The sequence below is a fragment of the Pseudomonas sp. DF5 genome (genome assembly GCF_058148225.1).
Genome location: NZ_JBYVYM010000010.1, coordinates 35,162 through 60,802, shown reverse-complemented (window position 1 = coordinate 60,802; position 25,641 = coordinate 35,162). Strand labels below are relative to the sequence as shown.

Below are 25,641 nucleotides of genomic sequence, written 5' to 3'. Positions count from 1 at the left end.
TTGATGACGCTAATAAAAACAACCCATCCCACATTGCACCGCGAAGCCAGGCTGGCACGGGAAAAGCTGCATCTCGAAGGCGCCGTCCCCGATGGGGTGTTGCGTGCGGAAATCGATGCGTCGTGGCGGCGCAGCCTCAGCCATGGCGTGCATTTCAATGCCAAGCATGAGCTGGCGCTGGAATCGAGCGCGAGCCTCGACGTGCTGCTGGCGAGCAATCGCTTGTTGATCGATGCGGCGATGCCGGCCATCGACTATCTGGCCGAACGTCAGGGCAAGGAAGGGCTGATCATCCTCGCCAATTCCGACGCCACCATCCTCGCCGTCGAAGGGCGCGCCGACCGTCTCAAGGGCAGCGGCCTGCAAGACATTACCCTTGGCGCCTGCTGGAGCGAAGCCGCTCGCGGCACCAATGCGCTGGGCACCGCGCTGGTGGAAGCCCGGCCGACGATGATCGATTGCGGCGAGCATTATCTCGATCGTCTGACCGATTTTTCCTGCACCTCAGTGCCGATTTATTGCCCGCAAGGCGACATCCTCGGCGTGCTCGACCTGACCCGCGAAGGCCCGCTCGGCCGCGTTCACGACAGCACCGCGCTGCTGGCCATGGCTGTCAGCCAGATCGAAAGTCGCGTATTCAACGCCAGTTATCCGGACCAGATCGTGCTGGCCTTCCACAGCCGTCGGCAATACCTCGAATCCCCTTGGCAGGGCTTGCTGGCGGTGAGCCTCGGCGGGCAAATTCTCGCGGTCAGTGCCCAGGCCTGCCAGTTGCTGCATGCCGAACGCTCGGCGCTGGTCGGTCGGCGCTGCGAAGAGTTTCTGGGTGTCGATGGTCTGCAACTGTTGTCGCGTCTGCATCAGGGGGGCGTCGGCAGTCTGCAAACCGCCAAAGGCGAATTCTTCTACAAAACCCTGCGCGCACCGCAGCGGTCGATCAACGTCAGCAGCCCGGCGCGCACCCCAGCCAAAACCGCCAAGTCACCCCCGGATCTTGAATCACTGGCCGGCAGTAACACCCGTTATGCCCGGGCCTTGCGCATGGCCCGCCAAGGCCTGGCCAATGAACTGCCGGTGTTGCTGCTGGGCGAAACCGGTACCGGTAAAGAAGTCGTTGCCCGGGCGCTGCACATGGCAGGAGCGCGGTGCGACAAACCTTTCATCGCGGTGAACTGCGCGGCCATTCCTGAAGGCCTGATCGAGTCGGAACTGTTCGGCTACCGCGAAGGCGCGTTCACCGGCTCCCGTCGTGGCGGCATGATCGGTCGTCTGCAACAGGCCCACGGCGGCACCTTGTTTCTCGACGAAATCGGCGACATGCCACTGGCCCTGCAAGCCAGGCTCTTGCGCGTGCTACAGGACCGCAAAGTCGCGCCGCTGGGTGCCGGCGAAGAGCAAGACATCGACGTCGCGCTGATCTGCGCCACCCACCGCGACCTCAAGCGTCTGGTGGAAGACAAACACTTCCGTGAAGACCTGTTCTACCGGGTCAACGGCATCAGCGTGATGCTCCCGGCCCTGCGCGAGCGCGACGATTTCAGCGGCCTGGTCGGGCGTTTACTGGCCAAACTCGATGCGCCGACGGTGGTCCTGCATGACGATCTGAGTCGCTTGCTCGACGGCTATCATTGGCCGGGCAACATCCGCCAACTGGAAATGGTGTTGCGCACCGCGCTGGCCATGCGCGAGCCGGGAGAAACTGTGCTTACCCTCGACCATTTGCCCGACAGCATGCTCGACGAATTGACAGCCGGCGAACGTCCCCGGAGCGGCAGTATTCGTGAGCACGAACTGGAGCTGATCCGACAGTCCCTGGACACTCACCAAGGCAACGTCTCGGCCGCCGCCGATGCCTTGGGCATCAGCCGCGCGACCCTGTACCGCAAGCTCAAACAGTTGCGCTCGTGATGCAGCGCCTGATCGTGCGGCTGATCGACAGCCAGAACCCCGCCGCCCTGCAAGCGGCGTTGCGCTGGCTGTACAGCTTCGTGCGCCCCCATCGGCTGGCGATTGCCGGGCTGCTCGGGTTGTCGGTCTGTGCCTCGTCGCTGGTATTGGTGCAGCCTTGGCTGACCAAACTGCTGATCGACGACGGCCTGCTGGCACGCAACTTTCCAATGCTGGTGTTGATCGCCGGGTTGATGATCGTCGCCGGGTTGTTGGGCACTGCACTGTCGGGCATCAATCGTTACCTGCACACGCGCCTGTCCGGTCGGATTCTGTTCGCCCTGCGTGATGACCTTTATCGGCATTTGCAGACGCTCTCGCCGGGTTTCTACGGCCAGCGGCGCATCGGCGATCTGATGTCGCGCCTCGATGGCGATGTCGCGGAGATCCAGCGTTTTGCCGTGGATTCGCTGTTCTCTGCGGTGTCGAGCGTGATCGGTCTGGTGGTTGCGGTGGCGATGCTGGTAACCCTGTCATGGAAACTCTCGCTGCTGGCTTTGGTGCTGATTCCGCTCGACGTACTCTGGCTGCGCTGGATGCGGCGCAAGGTCGAGCGCGATGTGCGGCAATTGCGCGAGCGTTCGGCGGACATGTCCTCGTTCATGGTCGAGACCTTGCCGGTGATGAAGTTCATCCAGTCCGCCGGTCAGCAACAGCGTGAAGCGCGGCGGCTGGAGGGGTTGGGCCAAGGGTATATGAGCCAGTTGTTGCGCCTGCAAGTCACCGAGTTTTTCACCCAAGCGGTGCCCGGCACGCTGACCTCGCTGTCGCGGGCCTGTGCGTTTTTGATTGGCGGTTATTGGGTGGTGCAAGGGACTTGGCAATTGGGTGCGCTGATCGCGTTTTCGACCTATCTGGGCATGGCGGTCGGCCCGGTTCAGAGCCTGCTCGGGCTTTACGTTGCGATTCAACGGATGACCGTCAGTCTTGGGCGAGTCATGGAGTTGCGCGGTGAAGAACCGACCATCCTCACGCCGGTTGCGCCACAGCCGATGCCGTCCTCTGGCGAGTTGCGTTTTGACGACGTGCACTTCAGCCATCCCGGTCGCCCGACGACTTTGCGTGGTATCGAGGCGCGCATTCCCTACGGTTTGAAAGTCGCCCTGAGCGGCGGCTCCGGTGTCGGTAAGTCGACCCTGATAGACCTGTTGCAGCGGCACCACGATCCACAGTCCGGTCGGGTGTTGCTCGGTGAGGTCGATCTGCGGGAACTGGACCTGTTCCAGCTGCGTCGGCGGATTGCCGTGGTCAGCCAGGACATCGTCTTGTTTCGCGGCAGCCTCGCCGACAACCTGGCCTACGCCGTGCCGGACGCCAGTCGCGAAGCGATTGCCGAAGTCGCGCGACTGGCGCAACTCGACAGCCTGATCGAGTCTTTACCCGAAGGCCTCGACAGCCCTTTGGGCGAACGCGGCCAGCAGTTGTCCGGCGGGCAGAAACAACGCATCGCCATTGCCCGGGCGCTGTTGCAGGACCCGCTGATTCTGGTGCTGGACGAAGCGACCTCGGCGGTCGACGAAGCCACCGAGCGCGAAGTGATCGAGGCGATCGACCGACTGTTCGCCGGGCGTACACGGATTCTGATCAGCCATCGTCCCTCGACCCTGGCCGATGCCGATCTGCGCTTTGAATTGCTGGATGGCGTGCTCACCTCAAAAACGGTGCAGCATGAAGCCTGAGTTGCGGATTGGCGTGGTGGACAGCGGTCACTCGGCAGCGCAACGGGTGCAAGTGGTTGCCGGTCGGCGGTTCTCGCTGCTGGAGGATGGGCTGGCGGAAAGTGAGTTACGCGATGATCCGCTTGGCCACGGTAGCGCAGTGATCGAGGCCATCGGCCGACGGGCACCTTCGGCGGTTTTTTGTGTGGCCCAGGTGTTCGACCAGCGTGGGGTCACCAGCGCCTTGCAGATCGCCACGGCCATCGATTGGCTGGTGGCGCAGGATGTGCGGTTGATCAATCTGAGCCTCGGTTTGCGGCAGGATCGCAGCCTGTTGCGTGAAGCCTGTGCGGCAGCGGTGGCGCGAGGCGTGTTGCTCTGTGCATCCAGCCCGGCTCAGGGCGAAGGGGTGTTTCCGGCCAATTATCCGCAGGTGCTGCGGGTCACCGGTGATGCCCGTTGCGCCGAGCAGGAATGGTCGTGGCTCAATAGCGCCCAGGCGGACTTCGCCGCGTGTGTTCACGGCACCTACCCGGGGCAGTCCGGCGCGAGCCTCGGCTGTGCGGCATTGAGCGGGCACATTGCGAGCTTCCTCGTTGCAAGCCCCGAGGCGAGCAACGAACAGGTGGTCGATTGGCTGCGGGAGAATGCCCGTTATCGTGGCCCTGAACGGCGCTCTGGCGCATGAACGCGATTGTCATTCTTGGCGCCGGGCCTGCGGGAGCGGCGGTGGCCCTGGGGCTGCGACGGCTCGGGTACGCCGTGACGCTGGTCAGTGAGTGGCGGCGGTTTGCGGCGCTGGAAGGAGTTTCCGTACGGGTGCTGGATGCGTTGCGTGGTGCGGGGCTGCATCGAGCGTTGGCGGATGCGACGGTGCCTTCCCAACGGCAGGTGTCCTGGAACGGTCAGCAGCATGCGCAGAACATCGAATTTTTACTGGATCGCCCGAGCTTTGATCGAGGCTTGCGCGAGGATTTGCGGCTGGCCGGTGTCGAGCTGATCGAAGGCCGGGTACTGACGGTGCAGTCGTCGGCTGCGGGGCATCGAATCGATATTGAAGGGCGCGAAGCGCTGGTCGCGGATTTTCTGGTGGAGGCCCGCGGACGCCAGGCGCCGGCCCTCGGCAAAGGCCGGCGCGGGCCGGAGACGCTCAGCTTGCTCAATCGCTGGCAAGGTGCGCCGGGTACCACCGCCAGCGCGGTGGAAAGCCTTGAGGACGGTTGGGCCTGGATGGCGCGGCGGGCCGACGGTCAATGCTATTGGCAATGGACGATCGACGTGGCCAGTGCCGAGTTGCCGGGCAAGGCGCTGTTGCTCGATTACTGCCGCCAGCGGCGCCAGGCTTCGGCGGTGGCTCGGGCGTTTTTTGCCAGCGAAGCGGAAACCGATTTGCAGCTGCATGCGCGTAGCAGCACGGCGATTCTGTCGTCACAGGTGTGCGGCGATCACTGGATTCGGGTCGGTGATGCGGCGATGGCGGTGGATCCGCTGTCGGGCAACGGCATCTTTCAATCATTGTCTTCGGCGTTGCAGGCACCGACGGTGATCAACACATTGTTGCGCAAGCCAGAGCGGGCATTGTTGGCGCAGCGTTTTCATCAGCAGCGGGTCGAGCAGTTGTTTTTGCGTTTTGCGCGGATTGGCCGGGACTTTTATGCCGATGAGCAGCGCTGGGCGGATCAGCCGTTCTGGCAGGCGCGACGGCAATGGCCGGATGCACAAGAGGCCCATGCCGAGGCGGATTTCTCCTCGCTGAGAATTGAGCGAGCGCCGGTGTTACGCGATGGATTTGTGGATGAGGCCGAGGTGGTGATCACGGCGGATCAGCCGCTGGGGATCTGGCATGTGCAAGGGGTTGAGCTGGCGCCGTTGGTGCGACGGTTGCGCAGCGAGCCGGCCGAGCAGGTGTTGGCCGGGCTGACGGTGGAGCAGGGGAGGATGGTTCGCGGATGGTTGTTGAGTCAGGGGTTCAAGCCCTGAGATTTATTATGGACGGTCTGGCCCCTTCGCGGGCAAGCCTCGCTCCTACAGGATTACGCCCCTGTGTAGGAGCGAGGCTTGCCCGCGAAGGCGGCCTGAAGAACGCCGCTGATCAGAGCTTGATCAACACCGACTTCAACTCGGTGTAATGCTCGATCGCCGCATACCCCATCTCGCGCCCGACCCCCGACATCTTGTAGCCGCCAAACGGCAGCGCCGGGTCCAGTGCGCTGTGACAGTTGACCCACACCGAACCTGATTTGATTCGAGGAATCATCCGGTGCACCGCCGCCAGATCATTCGACCAGATACTCGCTCCCAGCCCATAAGGGCTGTCATTGGCCATGCGTAGCGCATCGGCCTCGTCGTCGAACGGAATCGCCACCAGCACCGGGCCGAAGATCTCCTCCTGCACCAATGAATGCTGTTGATCGACATCGACAATCACCGTCGGTTTGACGAAATACCCCGGCCCGAATTGCTCACCGCCGCAGGCGATGGTCGCGCCGCTTTCCCGACCCATTTCGATGTAGCGGTAAACCCGTTCCTGTTGACGCGCCGAGATCAGCGGGCCCATTTCGACACTCGGGTCCAGGCCATTGCCCAGCTTCATGGCGTTGGCAATGTCGCTGATGTCTGCGACCACATTGTCGAAATGCTTGCGCTGCACATACAGCCGGGAGCCGGCGCAGCAGACCTGGCCCTGGTTGAAGAAAATCGCACTGGCTGCACCCGCGGCGGCGGTCTTCAGGTCGGCATCGGCCATGACGATGGTCGGCGACTTGCCGCCCAGTTCCAGGGTGACCCGGGTCATGGAGTCCATGGCGATTTTGCCGATCTGCTTGCCCACGGCGGTGGATCCGGTGAAGGTCAGTTTGTCGACCAGCGGGTTGTGGGTCAGGGCGGAGCCCGCGGTGATGCCGGTGCCGGTGACCACGTTGAACACGCCCTCGGGGTAACCGGCTTCCAGCACCAGTTCGGCGAGTTTCAGGGCGGTCAGCGGGGTTTCGTCGGCGGGTTTGAGCACCACGGTGCAACCGGTGGCCAGGGCCGGGCCGAGTTTCCAACAGGCCAGCAACAGCGGGAAGTTCCAGGCGACGATGGCGCCGACCACGCCCACCGCTTCGCGACGGATGAAACTGTGGAACTGGTCGTTGGGCATCAGCGGCAGCGACACTTCAACGCTGGAGCCTTCGATCTTGGTCGCCCAACCGGCCATGTAGCGCAGGAAGTCGATGGACAGTTGCACATCCATCACTTGGGCCACGGCCGCGCTTTTACCGTTGTTCAGGCATTCGAGTTGCGCCAGCAGTTCGGCGTCGCGCTGCACCAGGTCGGCGAGTTTCCACAGCAGGTTTTGCCGCTCCCTAGGGCGAGTGCGGGTCCAGGCCGAATCGTCGAAAGCCTGACGGGCGGCAAGTACCGCGCGGTCGACATCCTCGGGCGTGGCCCGTGGCACCGTGCACAGCACCTCGCCGGTGGCCGGGTTGTGGAGGGGCATGGTTTGGCCGTCGGCGGCCTCGACCCAGTCACCACCGATGAGCATGCGCGGTGCGCGCTGGATGAACGCCGAGGTGGCGGGAAGCAGATAAGGAAGGGGCATGGCAAGACCTCTTGTTGTGCGTGAGAACGGGGCTTGCTCAATGTTTGGCAATGGCTGTGCCAAGTGCCGGAAGGGGCTGAAAGCCCAGCGCCGGCGGGGTTTTGAGTGATGTGAGGAGCCAGACGACTCCCTTGGAGGTGTCGCAAATCGCGACAGCCCGATGAGACGACGAACAACCTGTCACAGCCTTGAGACACTCGCTGTTGAGGACTAGAATTTTCAAGCTAAAGGGTGAAATGACGGAGCATTTGCCCGGCATCCATCTGGCGTGAGGGAGGTAGCGATGTTCCTGTCACCCCTGGAAATCAAAAACATCATCGAGCAAAGTTTTCTGCCCGCCGTGTGCACCTGCAGCATGGAGGCGGACCAGTCCCTGACGATTCGGGTCTGCGATTGCATGACCGGCAAAGTGGATCTGGTGGCCGCTCACATTCCGGTGTGGACATTGGACAGCCCCCATGCAATTGCTTCGCTGGTGGCTGATATGCGGTTGGAAATCGAGGCTCACAAAGGCGTTCACCCGACGTTCTACAGCTGAACCGATGTCACGCCGCACCCGTCGGTGGTGCGGCGTGCGTCCGTCGTGTCATGACGGGATTTTTTGGGAAATCTCATCGAACGTGTCGCTATCTACAGCTGCCAGCAACCTTCTTCCATCCTTGAGTGTGGCCAGGAAGGTCACTTCGGTTTCCTTGCCTGCCAACATGAAACCGGCAATCGCGCTGATCGGCCCCAGCAACATGGCTCCCGCCACGCCGAAGCCGATAGCATCCTTGATGTTGTTGATCGAATCCTCGTTAGCCACTTCTACGCTCCTGAACAATGAGAGCGGGAGGGTGATGCCGGGCCACGGGTGAAGCGACGTCCTGAGTGTGAAAACGCCGTCTCTGAATTCTCCATCACCCTGCAGAAAGTCCCCTGCCAGGACAGTTATGCTTGCCATGTTCTTACCCTCTGACTGGCAATCGGTGAACCCTCATTTCGCGCCTGCACTGGAGCACCGTCAATCGCTGGGCGATGAAGTGTTCCGGCCGGGAGCATCTATGCTTGTCTCACACTGCAACAGATGTCGCGATATTAGACGCGGGCGATCTCGTTCAGACGCGCTCAATGGCCAGTGTTTTAACGTAACTGATTGATTTTGATAGTGATCGTTAAGCTGGCACGCTCCGTGTATTGCTCATCGCAGACGTTTCGCTTGCCTCCGTCAGCGGATCAAAGCCGACGGCAGAAACCATAAAAACGATAAGCCACAACAATAAGAAAGCACCGTGCGAGGTTCGACGTTGATGAAGAGAAAACTCCGATCAGGCATGAGCGCCAGTCTGCTGGTAGTAGCCGCCTGTATGGCGCTGCACTCACCCCATAGCCTGGCAGCCCGCGACGCCCAGACCATCCTCAAGGAAACCTGTCAGGGCTGTCACACCCCCGAAGCCGGTAACGCCCTGAGCCGCATCAGCCACCAGCGCAAATCCCCGGAAGGCTGGCTGATGAGCATCGCCCGGATGCAGACCATGCACGGTTTGCAGATCAGCGATGACGACCGCCGGACACTCGTCAAATACCTGGCCGACACTCAGGGCCTGGCGCCGAGCGAGACCGATGGTGTGCGTTATGCGCTGGAGCGGCGGCTCAACACCGTCGAGAAGTTTGACGACCAGACCAGCCAGATGTGCGGTCGCTGCCACTCCGGCGCGCGGGTTGCCCTGCAACGGCGTCCGGCACAGGAATGGGAGCGTCTGGTGAACTTCCACCTCGGCCAATGGCCGTCGCTGGAATACCAGGCGCTGGCCCGTGATCGCGACTGGTTTGATATCGCCCGCAAAGACATGGTGCCACTGCTGGCCAAGCGTTATCCGCTGGACAACCCGGCCTGGAAAAAATGGCAGGGCAGCGCGCCGAAAAGCGCTGCGCTGGTGGGCGACTGGAGCTTCAGCGGCCACTTGCCGGGTAAAGGTGAATTGGCCGGCGTGATGAGCGTTACCGCTGATGGCAGCGACACCTTCAAGGTCAACGTCAAAGGCCAATACGCCGATGGCACGCCCTTCAACGGCGACGGCAGCGCGATTCTCTACACCGGCTACGAATGGCGCGGCAACGTGACCATTGATGGTGTGATCATGCGCCAGGTGTTCGCCGCCCAAGGCAATGCCATGCAGGGGCGGATGTTCGAGGCCGAGCACGACGAGCGCGGTCTGGACGTCGTCGCCGCCAAACAGGGTTCCCAGCGTTTGCTGGCGGTTCAGCCGGGTTATCTGAAGGCGGGCGCCGAGACAGAGGTGACGCTGGTCGGCAGTGGCCTCACCGGCAAACCGAACTTCGGCAAAGGCGTGGAAGTGCTCGAAGTCGTCGAGCAAAGTCCGGCCCGGATCAAGGTCAAACTCAAGGCCGCCGCCAATGCCCAACCGGGCCTGCGCGCGGTGACTGTTGGCAGCCTGAAAGGCCCGAGCCTGTCGGTCTACAGCAAGATCGACTCGGTCAAAGTGGTGCCGGAATTCTCGGTGGCGCGGATCGGCGAGGGCGGTGGCTCTACACCGAAAGTCCAGGGCCGCTTCGATGCCGAAGCCTGGGGCAAGGGCGCCGACGGCAAGCCGTATCGCATCGGCGTGTTCCCGGCGCAGTGGAAAGTCGAAGCCTTCGACGACCGCGCCAGGGACGACGAAGACGTCAAGTTCGCCGGCACCATGCAGGCCGACGCGGGCGTGTTTACACCGGGCGATGCCGGGCCGAACCCTGCGCGCAAAATGTCCACCAACAATGCCGGCAACCTCAAGGTGATCGCCGCCGTCGACGACGCAGGGAAATCCCTGACCGGCGAAGGCCACATGATCGTCACTGTGCAACGCTGGAACAATCCACCCATTCCGTGATTTTGCTGACCCATACGGTTTCAGACACTTTTTGGAATGACCGCAGACCCCGTAAGACGGGGCTTGCACAGGAGGTTTGCCATGGGCGCTATCTTGAATCTGGTCGAGCGTAATCTGCATGAAGTGCACGTTGATGCCGACCGCATGCTGTTTCACATTCCCAGCAGTTCGCTGTTCGCCAGCGATGAGCTGACCGGCACCATCATTGATACCTTGCGCGGTCCCGGCTGTTCCTCGGAAGACCTGATCCAGCGCTTGGCCACACGCTTCAACGGCGAAGAAATCACCGAGACCCTGCGCGAGCTGATCTCGCTGGAACTGGTCAGCGACGGTTCGCCGCTGACCCCGGACATCGGCACCAAACGGGTCGAGCGCACCGCGATCAATACCGTGGTGCTCAACGTCAACACCGGCTGCAATCTGAGCTGCACCTACTGCTACAAGGAAGACCTGGACAAGCCCTCGGCCGGCAAGAAAATGGACGTCGAAACCGCGATCGCGTCGGTGGAAATGCTGCTGCGCGAATCCCCGGACGAAGAACGCTTCACCGTGGTGTTCTTCGGTGGCGAGCCGCTGAGCAATCGCAAGTTGATCGAGTACATGGTCGACTACTGTGAAAAGCGCTTTGCCGAGGCGGGCAAGTTCGTCGAATTCGTCATGACCACCAACGCCACGCTGCTCACCGAAGAGACCGTGGACTACCTCAATGCCCATCGCTTCGGGCTCTCGGTCAGTATCGACGGGCCGAAAACCGTGCACGACCGCAACCGCATCACCGTGGGCGGGCAGGGCACCTACGACGTGGTGCGGCGCAAGGCCGAAATGCTGCTGTCGCGCTACAACAGCCGTCCGGTGGGCGCGCGGGTGACCCTGACCACCGGCGTCACCGACGTCGAAACCATCTGGGATCACCTGTTCAACGAACTGGGATTTGCCGAGGTCGGTTTTGCTCCCGTGACTTCGGGCGATATCAGCAGTTTCAACCTGTCCAGCGATGAACTGATTGAAGTTTTCGCCAACATGAAAAAGCTCGGTCGGCGGTATCTGGAAGCGGCGCTGGAGCACCGCAACATCGGTTTCTCCAATCTGCACCAGCTGATCACCGACATCCATGAAGGCCACAAAAAAGCCCTGCCATGCGGCGCGGGCCTGAAGATGCTGGCGGTGGATCACAAGGGCGAATTGAACCTGTGCCATCGCTTCACCGGTTCGAGCCTGCCGACCTTCGGCAACGTCCACAGCGGTGTGAAACAGGTGGAGTTGAACGACTTCCTCTCACAGCGCCTGGACCGCACCAACACCGGTTGCGAGGACTGCCAGATCCGTAACCTCTGCTCCGGCGGCTGCTATCACGAGAGCTACGCCCGTTACGGCGACCCGACGCACCCGACCTATCACTACTGCGAACTGATGCGTGACTGGGTGGATTTCGGCATCGAGGTCTACACCCGGATCATGGCCAATAACCCTGCGTTCATCAGCAGCTACATCACTCCGCGCAAGGCTCACTGATATGAAACATCTCAAGGCAATCAATAACAAAGCATTGAAGCTGGATCAGGCCGCGGATGAAAACCGCATCGAAGAAGTGGTGGCGATGAGTTCCGTCGCCGGCTGCGCCTCGACCACCGACCCGGGTTGGGAGATCGACGCCTTTGGTGGTGTGTCGTCCTTGTGTCAGCCGATGGAAGCGGACCTGTATGGCTGCTCCGACCCGTGCTGGTGGCCGGCCCAGGTGCCGGACATGATGAGCACCTACCCGGACTGGAACAAGGATGCCCAGGCGTCCAACGAAAACTGGCGCAACCTCGGCACTGTCTTTCCAAAAGACAAATGATCGGACTGATGAAGGATTCCAGCATGCTTCCTATTAAAGCTTGCGGCCTCGCCGCGTTTGCCGCCCTGAACGTCTGCTCGCTCACCGTTCTGGCCGATGAAAACACCGCTTTGCAAGATGGTCACGAGTACATGTTGACCACCAATTACCCGAACAATCTGCACGTCATCGACCTGGCGACGGACACGTTGTTCAAGACCTGCAAAATGCCGGATGCCTTCGGCCCTGGCACCGTGCAGCTGTCGCCGGATCGCAAGACGGCTTACGTATTGAACAACCACTACGCGGATGTCTACGGCGTCGAGCTGGACAGTTGCAAACAGGTATTCCACGCCAGCATCACCCAGAAACCGGGGGAGAAGGCACGCTCGATGTTCGCCTTCACCCTCAGCCATGACGGCAAGGAACTGTTCACCATCGCCAACCCGACGCTGATGCTCAACGATCGCTACGAGGTGCAGCAACCGCGTCTCGATGTGTATGCGACCAACGCCGGCATGGACGCCAAACCCGTGCGCAGTTTCCCGGCACCACGGCAGTTGACCATCATGCAGAGCGGCGACGACGGCACGTTGTATGTGGCGGGGGCCGACGTTTACAAGGTTAACGTGAACACCGGAAAGTTCGACGTACTGATCCCCAGCCGTCACTGGAAACGGGCCAACTACAGCGCACCGGATGTACTCTACGTGTGGAACCAGCAGACCTATCGTCATGATTTCTCGCTGCTCTACACCGCCGCGAAATTCAAGGACAAGAAGCAGGACCCGGCCACCGCCGAGAACCTCTACGGGCTGTTCAGCATCGACCTGAAAACCGGCAAGACCGAAACCACCGACTTCGGCCCGCTGACGGAAATCTACTTCAGCGGCATGCGCTCGCCCAAGGATCCGAACCTGATGTTCGGCGTGCTCAATCGCTTGGCCAAGTACGACATCAAGCAGAAGAAAATGCTGCAGGCGGCGACGCTCGATCACTCCTACTACTGCATTTCCTTCAACAAGGACGGCAGCAAGATCTACCTGGCCGGGACGTTCAACGATGTGGCGATTTTCGATGCTGACAGCCTGAAACAGATCGGCAGCGTCAAGTTGCCGGGTGGGGATATGGCGATTACCACGGCGCAGGTGTTTGTTCGGTAATTGTGCTGCCTGAGCGGACGCCTTCGCGAGCAAGCCCGCTCCCACATTGGATCTACGTCGTACACAAATGTTGTGTTCACCAGAGATCCAATGTGGGAGCGGGCTTGCCCGCGAAGGGACCCTCAAGAACACCGCAGCCTCAAGCCTCAGGCACCGGACAGCTCAAATCCCCTTCCTTACACTTCAAGTAAATCTTGAACGCTTCGACCCGCGCCTTGGTCAGCGCCGTGGTGCAGTTGCTGTAGATCAGCGGATAGACACTGCCTCCCTCCACTCCGGACGCCGAGAACTTGCACTCGGCATCGCGAAACGCAATCCATGCGCGCTGGGCACCGACCAACAGCTTCTTGGCGTCAGGGCTATCCTTCAATCGCGTGGTGATCTGCTGGTAAAGCGCATTCAGCTCCTTGTCGGCGGCCTTGTTCTGCTGCGCCGCGCACTGATTCATCGTTGTCTGGTCGGTGGCGTTGTCACAGTCGACGGCGTGCGCAAGAGGGGCGAACAGCAGTGGCGTCAGCGCCAGGAGCAAGCGTGGGTGCATAGGGATTCTCGCTATTACAAATGAAAAGATGAGGTTGCAGTGTAGCGAAGACGCGGGCTTCAGCTGGCAGCAAGGGCGCCTGAAGCTGTGAGCAATTGATCTGCGCAGGCCTGGATGTCATCGCGCCTGTGCAACTTCGCCAGCCAGCCTTCAGGGATGGCTTGCACACCGTAGTGAGCCCCGGCCAACTGACCGACGATGGCGGCCGTGGTATCGGCGTCGTCACCCAGGTTCGCGGCTTCGAGGATGGCGGCTGCAAAACTGTCAGTGTGGTGAAAGCACCACAAGGCCGCTTCCAGCGATGCTACGCAGTAGCCGCTGCCCCGGATATCGTCTTTGGACTTGTCGAGGTAGTCGCCTCGGGCGATGGCCAAGACTTTCGGTTCCAGGAATATTGTCTCTGGCAGGCGCTGCAAATCCGGCTTGGTGGCGCCTAGCAATGCCTTGCGGAGCAGTTCGGCCAGCAACTGACAGCATTCAAGTGCCTCCGGCGCGGCATGGGTAGTACGCGAACTGTCTACGGAAAACGTCCTGATCCGGTCGCGGTCGGGAAAGTAGTACAAAACGACCGGCGCCAGCCGCATCAGCGAACCGTTGCCCGCCGTGTCGGGATCGGAGGAGCCTGCGAATGGCTGACCGGTTTTCTGATAACGAGCCAGCGCTTCACGTACGGTCATGCCAATGTCGAAGCATTCGCCGGTCGAACTCAGGTAACCCCATTGCCACCAGTTGAGATAACGGCCCATCTGGTCAGCCGCATCAAAACCTTTTTTGTTCAGCAGACTTTCAGCCAGGCAAAGTGCCATGGATGTGTCATCGGTCCATTGCCCCGGCTTCAGATTGAACGGGCCGCCGCCAACCATATCGGTCGGGCTCGAACGAGCCGCGTGGCTGGAATTCGACACTGGTGCCGATAGCATCTGCACAAGCAAGCCCTAACAGGGTTGCGCGATAACGCTCCGTGGGTGAAGGCTGCATGAATCTTCCTTGTAAGGTTGCACGTCGTTGCAAACGTTAGCAGTTTCAATCCGTTGACTGTGCCTTTCAAACCAGAACTTATGGCCAAAATCGAGGCCGAATATTTCAGGTACGGTTGATTGCATCAGCCGTTTGATACAACTTTTAGGTTGGTCTTATGGTCTGTACGGCCTACTGTTCAATACAGGAGGTGACTTATGAACCCAGCATCAGATCGCATCGAAAGGAAGATCCTGCTCAAGGCGCCGCGCTCGCGGGTCTGGCGCATGCTGGCCAATGCCGAAATGTTCGGGCAATGGTTCGGCGTGGCACTCGAAGGCAAGCGCTTTGTCGCCGGGGAGTGGACCCAGGGACAGGTCACGTATCCCGGTTACGAGCACGTGCTGTGGAATGTCCTGGTGGAGCGGGTAGAGCCGGAGCGGGTGTTTTCCTTTCGCTGGCATCCGTATGCCGTGAAGGCGGATATCGACTATTCCCAAGAGCCCACCACGCTGGTGAAGTTTGAACTTGAAGATCACAACGAGGGCACGTTGCTCAAGGTGTCCGAGTCCGGTTTCGATCACATTCCCCAATCCCGCCGTGAAAAAGCGTTTCGTATGGACAGTCGTGGCTGGGAGGAACAAATGAACAACATCGAACAGTTTCTGGCAGAAAACACCAAGGCCCACGAGCGTCAGGGAGGTTGATGGCTACAGGCCGCGAATTTCGCGGCTTCAGCCCATGAAGGCGGGCACGTCTAAGGGTTTTCGGAAGGTCGGTTATAGCGAATGTCTTACACGCGGTAGTAGCTATGTCGTCTATTGCGGATTGGATCCGAAGCGTAATCTAGCCTCATCAACTGAAGCACAGGAAGTACTTCAGGGTCACGGATGATCGACCATAAGCAAGGATTGCTGCTGACAAGGAGTCGATATGGTCTTGGGAAAAACCCGCTTCGGCGGGTTTTTTTTCGTCTGCAGAAAACTGCAACCGATCTCCCTACCCGCACCTCTACCTGTAGCAGCTGCCGAAGGCTGTTTTCAGGTGCTGAGTGGTCAATGGCTTACACGCATTCGCTGGTATGTCGTCTTTTTAGGCTTCACCGATGTGTTTAATCTGGATCCATCAACTGAACACTGGACGTGTTCAGGATCATGGATGATCGACCATACGCCAGGATGGCTGCCGACAGGATGTCGCAATGGTCTTGAGAAACCCGCTTAGGCGGGTTTTTTTATGGGCGTCGGAAAAGTCCGTCAGATGTCCACGACTTCACGCAATGTCTCCAGGGCGCGCTTCAACACGTCGAGGCTGATCGAATCGATTTTCGGTAGCACGGGTTATCAGGTGATCGCCAAAGTAAAGTGGAGCGCGCTTTTGGGAACCGCACAAAACCCCTCTAGATTTGCTGGGTGCGAAGCCGGGCAATGTCCTTGCTCGGTGGGGCGCCGAATAGTCGGCTGTATTCACGGCTGAATTGCGAAGGGCTTTCGTAGCCCATTTTGTAGCCGATTGACGAAACGTCGCTGTTCTCCAATAACAACAGCCGCCGTGCTTCCTGCAGGCGCAATTGCTTCTGATATTGCAACGGGCTCATGGCCGTTACCGATTTGAAGCGGTGATGCAGTGCCGAGGGGCTGAGATTGATCATCTGCGCCAGGTTTTCAATACTCAGGGGCTCGGCGTAGTGGTTGTTCAGCCATTCGATGGCGCGGCTGATGCGGTGGGTCTGGGTGTCGGGGATGGCGATTTCGTGCAAGCGTTGGCCCTGTTCGCCGCGTAACAATCGATAGAAAATTTCCTGTTGCGCCAGTGGTGCCAGGAGCGCGATATCGTCCGGGGTTTCCAGCAGCCGCAGCAGGCGCAACACAGCATCGAGCAGCGGGGCGTCTATCCGGTCCAGAAACAGCCCACGCCCGGTATTCCTTGCCCCGGCCACCCCGATGGGGCTGACATCGGCGATCAACCGGCAGATCTGCGCCGGGTCGATATCCAGACGCAGGCACAGGTAAGGCCGATCCGGGCTGGCCTCAATCACTTTGCCAGTCAGGGGGAGGGTGACCGACACCACCAGATAGTTGAGCGGGTCGTAAACATAGCTTTCTGCGGCCAGGCGGACTTCCTTGCGCCCCTCGACAATCACGCACAGCCCCGGTTTGTGCACTGTGTGCAGGTCTTCAGTGGGGTGGTCGCTGCGGATCAGGTGCAAGTCTTTCATTGGCGTAGCGTGAACGCCGTATGCCGGGGCAAAGCGCTTCATCAGGCTCACCAGTTCGGCACGTCGCAGGTCGATGCCGTCCTGGGGCAGGGCATTCGCGAAAGTAGACGCCGTCATGCTGAACAATCTCCCTGGCCTATGGTTGGGTTGGGTTAGTAAAACCGATTGTTTGCGTGCCGGCCAGCGCCGGTTTCGCGGCTGCAGGATCGTGCAAGAACCCAGGAGGAACCGACTAACGAAACCCGTCGACGCCTCCCTAATCTGGACCTGTCGCAACGTCCCCTGCGGGATATTCCAGCCTCCAGATAAGGAAACAGTCATGTCCAATATTCAAGGCAAAGTCGTTGTCATTACCGGCGCCAGCAGCGGAATCGGCGAAGCCGCCGCACGTCTTCTGGCCAGTCAGGGCGCCCATCTAGTGCTCGGTGCCCGGCGCGTCGATCGCCTGGAAACACTGGTTGCAGAGCTCACCGCGGCCGGCCAGAGCGCAGCGTTCAAGGCGCTGGACGTCACCCGTCGCGATGACGTGCAGGCCTTCATCGATTTCGCTGTCGAGCGCTTTGGCCGGGTCGATGTGATCGTCAACAACGCCGGGGTCATGCCCCTTTCGAAGCTCGAGGCGCTGAAGGTCGAGGAATGGGACCGGATGATCGACGTCAACATCCGTGGCGTCCTTCACGGGGTCGCTGCCGGGTTGCCACTGATGCAGCGCCAGCGCTCGGGTCAGTTCATCAACATTGCCTCCATCGGCGCCTACACCGTCAGCCCGACCGCTGCAGTGTACTGCGCCACCAAATTCGCCGTGCGGGCGATCTCCGAAGGATTGCGTCAGGAGGTCGGTGGTGATGTGCGGGTCACGGTGATTTCCCCCGGCGTGACCGAATCCGAACTGGCCGAAAGCATTTCCGATGCCGGTGGCCGCGCCGAAATGCGCGAGTTCCGCAAGATCGCCATTCCTGCCGACGCTATCGCTCGGGCCATTGCCTACGCCATCGATCAGCCAGCCAATGTGGACGTCAGCGAATTGATCGTGCGGCCGACGGCCAGTCCGTTTTGAGTCCTCATCCATTTGAAGTCGGGAGAGCTGAAATGACTAAAGCATCAGGCAATCAAGACCAATACGTCGGCCTGTGGGTCACCGCCGACGGACTGATCCGCCACCGACTGTTGCCCGGCGGTCGTTACGACGAAGCACGCGGGCACCGGGAAAGCGCCTATCTGGGGCGCTATTGGCTGGAGGGCGATCACATCGAATATGTCGACGACACCGGTTTCTCGGCTGACGGCGACTTTCGCAGCGGGGTGCTCTATCACGCCGGGATGGTGCTGTACCGCAAGTCGGAATGACGCGTTATTGATTTTTACCAAGCAAGTTATGCACAGAAACACAGGAATCTACTCATGAAAAACACGCCTAAAACCTGGTTTATCACCGGCGCCTCAAAGGGGCTCGGCCTGGCCCTCGCACGGCATGTATTGGCCTTGGGGGATTGCGTCGCCGCCACCTCCCGTCACCTCGAGGAACTGCAGGCAGCCAGCGAGCGCTTTCTGCCGCTGCAAGTCGATTTGATGAATGAGTCCAGCGTGGCCACCGCTATCGCCAGCACCGTTGAAGTCTTCGGCAGCCTTGATGTCGTCGTCAACTGCGCCGGTTATGGCCAGCAGGGCACTTTCGAAGCACTGTCGGACAACGAATTGCGGCGCAATTTCGATGTGAATCTGTTTGCGCCGCTTAACGTACTGCGGCACGTCTTGCCGACGTTGCGGGTTCAGCGCAGCGGGCATGTGATCAACATCTCGTCGATTGTCGGCTTCGATGGTGGTTATGCCGGTTGGGGGAGTTACGTGGCGAGCAAATACGCCCTGGGCGGCGTTACCGAAGCGCTGGCGGCAGAGGTTCAGGAGTTGGGAATAAAGGCCACCGTGGTTTATCCGGGACCGGTGCGCACAGGGTTCCTGTCCAGCGCTTCGCTGGCCGTTGCCGAACGCAGGATCGATGACTACACCGCCGCGCAAGCGTCGCTGGATTTGCACCGGAACACCCTTGATGGTCAGCAGGCCGGCGACCCGGACAAAATCGCCTTGGCAATCATCCAGGCAGCCAACGTCAGCGAGCCGCCGCTGCACTTGTTCATGGGGCAGATTGCGGTTGACCTGGCGCAGCAGAAAATCACTCGGGTGCAGCAGGACTTGAACCAGTGGAAAGCCATATCGCTGGCGACGGATTTTCCAGCCTGAGTGGTTGGCTGCGGGGCTTGGAATCCCGCAGCCTTTTCCTTCACTGGAGGTCGAGTTTCGCCGCTGCGCGTTCGGTGATTTCCGTACGTAATTTCAACGACCCGGCAGCGCGTTTACGGGCTTCCTCCAGCACGCTGGCTGGCGCTGTCTCGGGGCTACCCGACGCAAACGGCGGTGCCGGGGCGTATTCCAGCTGCAATTGCACCAGTTGCGCGGTGTCCTTATCGAACAATTCAGCGGCCAGGGTCAGGGCAAAATCGATCCCTGCGGTGATCCCGCCACCGGTCAGCAGATTGCCGTCGCGCACCACCCGATCCTTCACCGGGATGGCCCCCAACAGCCCGAGCAATTCGTGATACGCCCAGTGAGTGGTGGCGCGCTTGCCCTTGAGCAACCCCGCCGCGCCAAGCACCAGGGCGCCAGTGCAGACCGAGGTGACATACCGCGCCGTGGCGGCTTGAGTCTTGATGAAGGCCAGGGTTTGGTCATCCTCCATCAATGGACCGACGCCGCCACCACCGGGAATGCAGATCACATCCAGCGCCGGACAATCGTCGAAGGTGGTGGTCGGTTTCAACACCAGCCCGGTACTCGCGGTGACGGGCACCAGGTCCTTCCAGATCAGGTGCACCTTCACGTCCGGCAGCGAGGCCAGCACGTCATAAGGGCCGGTCAGGTCCAGTTGTTGAACCTGTGGAAACAACAGTAAACCGATCTGCAACGTCATGGCGTTTTTCTCCTGATGGGGGTGGACGGCTTCACTGTAGGCTCGTAGGATTTGGCGAATACGCCAATAACCCCACGAATTACGCCAATCATGCCGAACCACCCGAAAACCATTCATGTGCTGGCCTTCGCCAACGTGCAAGTGCTCGATGTCACCGGGCCGTTGCAGGTGTTCGCCTCGGCCAATGACATTGCCCGCCAGCAAGGTCTGCCGCCGCCCTATGCGCCGTCGGTGATTGCCAGCGGTGGCGGGGCGGTGATGTCGTCGGCGGGGTTGGCACTGTTGGCAGAGCCGCTGCCGGATCGGGGCAGCGACACCTTGATCATTGCCGGTGGCTGGGGCGTTTACGCGGCAGCGCAGGACGTGTCGCTGGTGGCGTGGGTGCGTGAGCATGCGCGAGATTGCCGGCGGGTGTCGTCGGTGTGTACCGGGGCGTTTTTGCTGGCGGCCAGCGGCTGGCTTGATGGTCGACGGGTGGTGACGCACTGGACCCGTTGCGAGCAATTGGCGCAGCAGCATCCCAAACTGCAGGTCGAACCCAACCCGATCTTCATCAACGACGGTCCGGTCTGGACCTCGGCCGGGGTCACCGCAGGCATTGATCTGGCGTTGGCCATGGTCGAACAGGACCTCGGCCGAACCATGGCCCTGGACGTCGCCCGGCAACTGGTGGTGTTTCTCAAGCGTCCGGGGGGCCAGTCGCAGTTCAGCGTGACCCTGTCTTTGCAAAAGGAAGGCAACCGATTCGACGAACTTCATGCCTGGATCAGCGAAAACCTCACCAAAGACCTCGGCATCCCGACCCTGGCCTTGCAGGCCGGGATGAGCGAGCGCAGCTTCGTCCGTCACTACCGCGCTGACACCGGCCAGACCCCGGCCCGGGCCATTGAACTGATTCGGGTCGAGACCGCCCGGCGCTTGCTTAGCGACACAGGTGTGCCGATCAAACGGGTCGCGGTGCAATGCGGGTTTGGTAGCGAAGAGACCCTGCGCCGCAGTTTTCTGCGGGCCATGGGCGTGACACCGCAGGCTTATCGCGAGCGGTTTTCCGTCAGCCCTCCAGCAGATCCAGTAATGCCTTGAGCGTCGCCTCGGGTGCTTCCTCGGGAATGCTGTCTGATCGACCTGAGGCCTTACTTCTCAGGCTTCTACGTCCGCCAACTGGTTAAAATACTTCGACCGGTCCGGTGTATACGTCACGACCATTTTGGTCCTGGAACAGGTCAACGCCCGTTCTGCGCTCAGATCAATATCCAGATCTTCCCCGCGTAACCCTTGCCATTGGGCGAGGTATTTCAGGGATCCGTATTTTTCAAGTTTCTTCAGGCTGCGATTGACGCCACCTTTCCAACCCAGCACCGGGAGTTCGCCGGTGAGGCATTGGTGGGCGAGGTCGGGGAAGCGGGCGGCGCGCTGACGGCCGATTTCCCAGCATTTGATCAAGCCTTTGTCGGGGCCTTCCCACAGTTCAGTCCGATTCAGGCCTGATCGGAGTGGGACGTTGATGCTGCGATGGATGCGCTGGGTCATTCTGGTTCCTTGAATTCGGGTTTTGTTGGACAGCTCCGCTGTGCCCGTTGAGCGTGGATGGTAGGGATGGATGTAGGTGCTGGCAACAAGGTATTTCCGGATGTAGGAATCAGTTACCAGGTGTTGATTGGGCTGGTTTGTTTAGTAAATGTAGGCGATTGGCCTACGCAATCCTGTGGCGAGGGGGCTTGCCCCCGTTCGGCTGCGTAGCAGTCGCTAAGCCAGTAAATACGGTGCTTCTGGAGGAATGTGGTTGCAGATTTCAGGGCCGCTGCGCGCCCCAACGGGAGCAAGCTCCCTCGCCACAGGAGGTCAGTAGTGGCTGACGGTGTGTGTTTAAGCTCATCGCGGGTAAGCCTTGATCCTACAAAAAGTGTCGTAAAAGTGGATATTTCCGACGAGTTTTGGCGGTTGTAAGTTAGGAAAGGGAGCCGATAGGCTTTGGGGGTCGCTGCAAATTCAGCGACCGGGCGTCGCGGCCTGAATCAGCTTACTTGGTGCATAATCACCGGCCACAACCGACATTCCTGTCGTTTGGTCTTATGGTGGCTGTGCGCGGGATACCTTCGGGTATGCCGGGTTTCCAAGTAGCTCGGTCCGCGAACCTGCGTACAGCTGCCACCCTCCATCGCATCGCGGCGATCAGTGGCAGCTCCATTACTTACTTGGAGTGTCACCATGTTCAAAGCCACACCGAATCCCCCAGAAACCGACAACTTTTCCCCCTACGAATCACCCGATTCCAAAAAACTCAACGAAGCCGCCGAACGCGCGCTCGACCACTACCTCAAACCCACCCCGAAAAAAGCCGAAGGTCGTAAGCCAAGCAGGATGTTTCAGGTTGCGCCGGACATGGATAACGAAAGCCTGCTCGCCGATGTCTGCGAATCACTGGCCTCAGCCAGCGTCATGACCAGCGACATTGCTGCGTACTTCGATGCCCCGCAGCGGCATACGCTCCTGGCGATTCAGCAGGTCATCATGCTGGCCGAGCTGGCGGTTAACCGGGTGCTGGATAACGTCGACGTACCGAAGCCTGCGCCACACAGCTGACCCTCTGTAGGAGCGAGCGGTGCGGCGATCCGACTTGCCCGCGAAGGCGATCTCACATTCAACATGGATGTCGCCTGACACACCGTCTTCGCGGGCAAGCCTCGCTCCTACAGACTCGCGCTGGACCTGTGGGAGCGAGGCTTGCCTACGAAGAAGACAACTCAGCCTCAAGGCTGCCAGAAGTTCTTCTCCCCACTCAATTTCCGATCCAGAAAGCTCGCCGCGCTGATCAGCGCCAGGTGCGTCAGGGCTTGCGGTGTGTTGCCCAGGTGTCGGGCGTGGCTGTCGAACTCTTCGGCGTACAGCCCCAGTGGGTTGGCGTACCGCATCAATTGTTCGAACTCCAGGTGCGCCTTTTCTATCTGGCCGGCCCGGGCCAGGCATTCGACGTACCAGAACGAACAGGCTGCAAAGGCGCCTTCGGTGCCGGGCAGGCCGTCGATCTGGCTGTCGTCGTTGCGGTAGCGGTAGACCATGCCCGCGCGCACCAGGTGTTTCTCGATGGCTTCGAGGGTCGCGATCCAGCGCGGATCCTTGGCGCTGACGAAGCGCACCAGCGGCATCAGCAGCATCGAGCCGTCGAGGCCGGTGCCGCCGATGTGCTGGACGAAATGCCCGCGTTCTTCGTTCCAGAAATTGCTCCAGATGTCGGCGTAGATCGCTTGACGGGTCTGGTCCCAACGGGCGAACGGGGCGGGCAGCGAGCGTTTGGAGGCCAGCCGGATGGCCCGATCCAGCGCCACCCAGCACATCAGTCGCGAGTGCAGGAAGTCATACTCCTCGCCGCGCATTTCCCAGATTCCAACGTCCTTTTGCTGCCAGGTTCCGCAGACCTGATCGACCACTTCCACGGTGTGTTTCCAGCCTTCGTGGGAGATCGCCTCACCGTACTTGTTGACCAGGTACACCGCGTCCATCAGCTCGCCGAAGATGTCGAGCTGGATTTGTTCGTAGGCCTGATTGCCGATGCGCACCGGCGTCGCGCCGCCATGGCCGGACAGGTGCGCAAGTTCGACTTCCGGCAGTTCCTGGCGGCCATCGATGGCGTAGAGAATATTGAGTTTCATCGGTTTACCACGGCAATCACTGACCCTGCCGCGCAGCCAGCGCATGTAGGCGTTGGCTTCCTCGACGAAGCCCAGGCGCATGAAGGCGTAGACGGTGAACGAGGCGTCGCGGATCCAGGTGTAGCGGTAGTCCCAGTTGCGTGTGCCGCCAGGTGTTTCCGGCAGGCCGAAGGTGGCGGCGGCGAGGATGGCGCCGTGTTTGCGCGAGGTCAGCAGCTTCAGCGCCAGGGCCGAGCGATTGACCATTTCCCGCCAGCGCCCGCGGTAATTGGACTGGCCGATCCAGTCGCGCCAGAACTTCAGGGTGCGCTCCAGGCACAGATCGGCGGCGCCTTCCTTGAAGCGCGGATCGTCAACGCCGCCGAGCAAAAACTCGGCGCTCTGGCCCTGTTCGAGGGTGAATTCGGCAATCGCTGCGTTGCCCTCGACGCGCAAGGGCTGATCCGCACACAGCTGCATGGGCGGCTGACCGGTGGCCTCGAAATACACACTGCGGCCGCGCGCCCGCGCCTTGGTGTGAGCCCGCGCATAGTCATGACGCAGGTTGCACAACATCTGAATCGTCGCTTGACCGCTGACCACGCGCACCCGGCGCATCAACATCGGCCAATCATCCTCGCTGTCGCCGATGGGCAGCAGGTCGGTGACTTCGACCACCGCATGATCGCTGAGCCAGCGGGTTTGCAAGACGTTGGTGTCGGGCAGGTAAATCTGCTCGCGGCGGGCGTCGGGCAGGTCCGGAGCCAATTGGAAGATGCCGGCTTCGGGGCTGTCCAGCAGCGAGCAGAAGATCGACGGGCTGTCGAATTCCGGCCAGCAGAAAAAGTCCACACTGCCCTTGTCGTTGACCAGCGCCGCGCTGCGCATGTCGCCAATGATGCCGTGGGCGTCGATCGCGCTTTGTCGTTCGGAAGGATCAGCCATTGCCGCAGAACTCCGGGAATCGAGGGCCTAACCAGCTGACTGGTTAAAGCCACAGAGAGTTCATTTGGCGCCGAACCGGCCTTCACACTCAACCTACAATTCGACGCTTTCCCGCAGACCGACGCTGTGGCAAGTTGCAGGCCCTTGTTGAGGCCCGATCCCATGGCAAACCCCTACCGCGAGCTGTTCCACGCCCCAGGCGCACGTGCCTTTGTGCTGGCCGGGATGATCGCGCGCATGCCGATTTCCATGACCGGCATCGGCCTGATCACCATGCTCTCGCAGCTCCAGGGCGGTTATGGCCTGGCGGGCTCCATCGCGGCGACTTTTGCCCTGGCCACGGCGTTTTGTGCGCCGCAGGTTTCGCGACTGGTGGACCGTTTTGGGCAAGGCCGGATCTTGCCGGTGTCGGCGCTGGTCGGCGGCGGGGCGCTGTTGATGCTGTTGCTCTGCACCCGCTTGCAGGCGCCGCACTGGACGTTGTTTGCGTTTGCCGCGCTGGCCGGTTGCATGCCGAGCATGTCGGCGATGGTGCGGGCACGCTGGACCGAGTTGTATCGCGGTCGCCCTGAGTTGCAAACCGCCTATGCGCTGGAGTCGGTGCTGGATGAGGTGTGTTTTATCGTCGGGCCGCCGCTGTCGGTGGGGTTGTGCGTGGTGGCGTTCCCCGAGGCGGGGCCGTTGGCGGCGTTGTTGATGCTGGCAATCGGGGTCACGGCGCTTGTGTTGCAGCGCGGCACCGAGCCGCCGGTGCATCCCCATGAAGAACACCATCAGGGTTCGATCATCCGCTCGAGCGAGATCCAGTTGTTGATGCTGTTGATGGTTGCCATGGGCACCATTGTCGGTGTGGTGGATGTGGTCAGCGTTGCCTTCGCCGCGCAGCAGGGGCAACCGGCGGCCGCGAGCATTGTGCTGTCGGTGTATGCCATCGGTTCATGCCTGGCCGGGTTGGCGTTCGGTGCGTTGCGCTCGAAACTGCCGCTGCCGTTACTGTTTCTCTATGGCGGGGTGGCGACGGCGGTGACCACGTTGCCGTTGCTGCTGGCGGCGAATATTGTCGGCTTGTCGCTGGCGGTGTTCGTTGCCGGGCTGTTCTTCGCTCCGACCCTGATTGTGGCGATGGCGCTGGTGGAGCGCATCGTGCCGCCGGCCAAACTCACCGAAGGCCTGACCTGGCTGGTCACCGGTTTGAGCATCGGTGTGGCCCTCGGCGCGGCCAGTTCCGGCTGGCTGGTGGATGCGTTCGGGGCGCGCAGCGGGTTCTGGGTGTCGATTGCCGCTGGCGCCGTGGTGTTGGGATCGGCGGTGCAGAGTTTCCGTCATTTGAAATAGCCCGCTGCTCCCAT

Annotated in this window: 24 protein-coding genes and 1 pseudogene; 17 read left to right on the top strand and 8 right to left on the bottom strand. The window is 60.8% G+C overall.

Features of this window, described 5'->3' with window-relative positions; all coding sequences use genetic code 11:
* Positions 1-3: 3 nt before the first annotated feature.
* From AC30D7_RS11450 to qhpG, 4 genes are read left to right on the top strand one after another with little or no spacing between them, the layout of a single operon-like run.
* Positions 4-1,908 (top strand): sigma-54-dependent Fis family transcriptional regulator, encoded by a 1,905-nt coding sequence (locus tag AC30D7_RS11450; protein WP_490134135.1) that lies wholly within the window; start codon positions 4-6, stop codon positions 1,906-1,908.
* Positions 1,908-3,626, top strand: a complete 1,719-nt coding sequence (locus tag AC30D7_RS11445) for an ABC transporter ATP-binding protein (RefSeq protein WP_490134134.1) — start codon at positions 1,908-1,910, stop codon at positions 3,624-3,626. The genes AC30D7_RS11450 and AC30D7_RS11445 overlap by 1 nt, the downstream gene beginning before the upstream one ends.
* Complete coding sequence (gene qhpE / locus AC30D7_RS11440; RefSeq protein ID WP_490134133.1) at positions 3,616-4,293, top strand: subtilisin-like serine protease QhpE; 678 nt, start codon at positions 3,616-3,618, stop codon at positions 4,291-4,293. The genes AC30D7_RS11445 and qhpE overlap by 11 nt, the downstream gene beginning before the upstream one ends.
* Positions 4,290-5,585, top strand: a complete 1,296-nt coding sequence (gene qhpG, locus AC30D7_RS11435) for a flavin-dependent monooxygenase QhpG (protein ID WP_490134132.1) — start codon at positions 4,290-4,292, stop codon at positions 5,583-5,585. Before qhpE ends, qhpG begins: the two co-directional genes overlap by 4 nt.
* Before the next feature lie 112 nt (positions 5,586-5,697).
* On the opposite strand, the gene AC30D7_RS11430 is transcribed toward qhpG, so the two are convergent.
* Positions 5,698-7,188, bottom strand: a complete 1,491-nt coding sequence (locus tag AC30D7_RS11430) for an aldehyde dehydrogenase family protein (protein WP_490134131.1) — start codon at positions 7,186-7,188, stop codon at positions 5,698-5,700.
* A gap of 283 nt (positions 7,189-7,471) precedes the next feature.
* Between AC30D7_RS11430 and AC30D7_RS11425 the strand changes: the two genes are divergently transcribed.
* The gene (locus AC30D7_RS11425) at positions 7,472-7,726 is read left to right on the top strand and encodes a DUF1652 domain-containing protein (RefSeq protein WP_490134130.1); all 255 of its coding nucleotides are present in this window, start codon (positions 7,472-7,474) and stop codon (positions 7,724-7,726) included.
* 48 nt (positions 7,727-7,774) lie between these two features.
* On the opposite strand, the gene AC30D7_RS11420 is transcribed toward AC30D7_RS11425, so the two are convergent.
* Positions 7,775-8,131: a hypothetical protein gene (locus tag AC30D7_RS11420; protein WP_490134129.1), complete on the bottom strand. Its 357-nt coding sequence runs from the start codon at positions 8,129-8,131 to the stop codon at positions 7,775-7,777.
* 346 nt (positions 8,132-8,477) lie between these two features.
* On the opposite strand from AC30D7_RS11420, the gene peaA reads away from it, so the two are divergent.
* From peaA to peaD, 4 genes are all read left to right on the top strand, one after another.
* Positions 8,478-10,058 carry a quinohemoprotein amine dehydrogenase subunit alpha gene (peaA, locus tag AC30D7_RS11415; RefSeq protein ID WP_490134128.1) on the top strand — a complete coding sequence of 527 codons (1,581 nt, stop codon included), beginning with the start codon at positions 8,478-8,480 and terminating at the stop codon, positions 10,056-10,058.
* A gap of 81 nt (positions 10,059-10,139) precedes the next feature.
* Positions 10,140-11,570 (top strand): quinohemoprotein amine dehydrogenase maturation protein, encoded by a 1,431-nt coding sequence (gene peaB, locus AC30D7_RS11410; RefSeq protein ID WP_490134127.1) that lies wholly within the window; start codon positions 10,140-10,142, stop codon positions 11,568-11,570.
* A gap of 1 nt (position 11,571) precedes the next feature.
* Entirely contained in the window at positions 11,572-11,895 is a 324-nt protein-coding gene (gene qhpC, locus AC30D7_RS11405) for a quinohemoprotein amine dehydrogenase subunit gamma (RefSeq protein ID WP_007971075.1), read from the top strand.
* Positions 11,896-11,918: 23 nt separating this feature from the next.
* Positions 11,919-13,037: a quinohemoprotein amine dehydrogenase subunit beta gene (gene peaD, locus AC30D7_RS11400; RefSeq protein WP_490134126.1), complete on the top strand. Its 1,119-nt coding sequence runs from the start codon at positions 11,919-11,921 to the stop codon at positions 13,035-13,037.
* Positions 13,038-13,176: 139 nt separating this feature from the next.
* Here the strand turns inward: peaD and AC30D7_RS11395 are convergent, their stop codons facing one another.
* Positions 13,177-13,578 carry a lysozyme inhibitor LprI family protein gene (locus AC30D7_RS11395; RefSeq protein WP_490134125.1) on the bottom strand — a complete coding sequence of 134 codons (402 nt, stop codon included), beginning with the start codon at positions 13,576-13,578 and terminating at the stop codon, positions 13,177-13,179.
* Between the two features lie 140 nt (positions 13,579-13,718).
* Positions 13,719-14,556, bottom strand: a pseudogene (locus AC30D7_RS11390) (ADP-ribosylglycohydrolase family protein); the annotation flags it as partial.
* Positions 14,557-14,753: 197 nt separating this feature from the next.
* Here AC30D7_RS11390 and AC30D7_RS11385 point away from each other — a divergent pair.
* Both AC30D7_RS11385 and AC30D7_RS11380 read left to right on the top strand, forming a co-directional pair.
* Entirely contained in the window at positions 14,754-15,242 is a 489-nt protein-coding gene (locus AC30D7_RS11385; RefSeq protein WP_490134124.1) for an SRPBCC family protein, read from the top strand.
* Positions 15,243-15,468: 226 nt separating this feature from the next.
* A complete protein-coding gene (locus AC30D7_RS11380) occupies positions 15,469-15,759 on the top strand; it encodes a hypothetical protein (protein WP_490134123.1) in 291 nt (96 codons plus the stop codon).
* 175 nt (positions 15,760-15,934) lie between these two features.
* Here AC30D7_RS11380 and AC30D7_RS11375 read toward each other — a convergent pair whose 3' ends face one another.
* The gene (locus tag AC30D7_RS11375) at positions 15,935-16,870 is read right to left on the bottom strand and encodes an AraC family transcriptional regulator (protein ID WP_490134122.1); all 936 of its coding nucleotides are present in this window, start codon (positions 16,868-16,870) and stop codon (positions 15,935-15,937) included.
* Positions 16,871-17,072: 202 nt separating this feature from the next.
* Between AC30D7_RS11375 and AC30D7_RS11370 the strand changes: the two genes are divergently transcribed.
* The 3 genes from AC30D7_RS11370 to AC30D7_RS11360 are packed head-to-tail and all read left to right on the top strand — an operon-like array spanning position 17,073 to position 18,991.
* Positions 17,073-17,810 carry an SDR family oxidoreductase gene (locus tag AC30D7_RS11370; protein ID WP_490134121.1) on the top strand — a complete coding sequence of 246 codons (738 nt, stop codon included), beginning with the start codon at positions 17,073-17,075 and terminating at the stop codon, positions 17,808-17,810.
* A gap of 32 nt (positions 17,811-17,842) precedes the next feature.
* Positions 17,843-18,100 (top strand): Atu4866 domain-containing protein, encoded by a 258-nt coding sequence (locus tag AC30D7_RS11365; RefSeq protein ID WP_490134120.1) that lies wholly within the window; start codon positions 17,843-17,845, stop codon positions 18,098-18,100.
* Between the two features lie 54 nt (positions 18,101-18,154).
* On the top strand, positions 18,155-18,991 hold the full coding sequence (locus AC30D7_RS11360) for an SDR family NAD(P)-dependent oxidoreductase (protein WP_490134119.1): 837 nt from the start codon (positions 18,155-18,157) through the stop codon (positions 18,989-18,991).
* Positions 18,992-19,031: 40 nt separating this feature from the next.
* Here the strand turns inward: AC30D7_RS11360 and inhA are convergent, their stop codons facing one another.
* On the bottom strand, positions 19,032-19,718 hold the full coding sequence (inhA, locus tag AC30D7_RS11355; protein ID WP_490134118.1) for an isonitrile hydratase: 687 nt from the start codon (positions 19,716-19,718) through the stop codon (positions 19,032-19,034).
* Between the two features lie 90 nt (positions 19,719-19,808).
* On the opposite strand from inhA, the gene AC30D7_RS11350 reads away from it, so the two are divergent.
* On the top strand, positions 19,809-20,801 hold the full coding sequence (locus tag AC30D7_RS11350; protein ID WP_490134117.1) for a GlxA family transcriptional regulator: 993 nt from the start codon (positions 19,809-19,811) through the stop codon (positions 20,799-20,801).
* 57 nt (positions 20,802-20,858) lie between these two features.
* Here AC30D7_RS11350 and AC30D7_RS11345 read toward each other — a convergent pair whose 3' ends face one another.
* Entirely contained in the window at positions 20,859-21,248 is a 390-nt protein-coding gene (locus AC30D7_RS11345) for a hypothetical protein (RefSeq protein WP_490134116.1), read from the bottom strand.
* A 678-nt stretch (positions 21,249-21,926) separates the two neighbouring features.
* On the opposite strand from AC30D7_RS11345, the gene AC30D7_RS11340 reads away from it, so the two are divergent.
* Positions 21,927-22,301: a DUF6124 family protein gene (locus tag AC30D7_RS11340; RefSeq protein WP_490134115.1), complete on the top strand. Its 375-nt coding sequence runs from the start codon at positions 21,927-21,929 to the stop codon at positions 22,299-22,301.
* Between the two features lie 167 nt (positions 22,302-22,468).
* On the opposite strand, the gene AC30D7_RS11335 is transcribed toward AC30D7_RS11340, so the two are convergent.
* A complete protein-coding gene (locus tag AC30D7_RS11335) occupies positions 22,469-24,292 on the bottom strand; it encodes a glycoside hydrolase family 15 protein (protein WP_490134114.1) in 1,824 nt (607 codons plus the stop codon).
* Positions 24,293-24,454: 162 nt separating this feature from the next.
* On the opposite strand from AC30D7_RS11335, the gene AC30D7_RS11330 reads away from it, so the two are divergent.
* Positions 24,455-25,627, top strand: a complete 1,173-nt coding sequence (locus AC30D7_RS11330; RefSeq protein ID WP_096479828.1) for an MFS transporter — start codon at positions 24,455-24,457, stop codon at positions 25,625-25,627.
* The last annotated feature ends 14 nt before the right edge of the window (positions 25,628-25,641 follow it).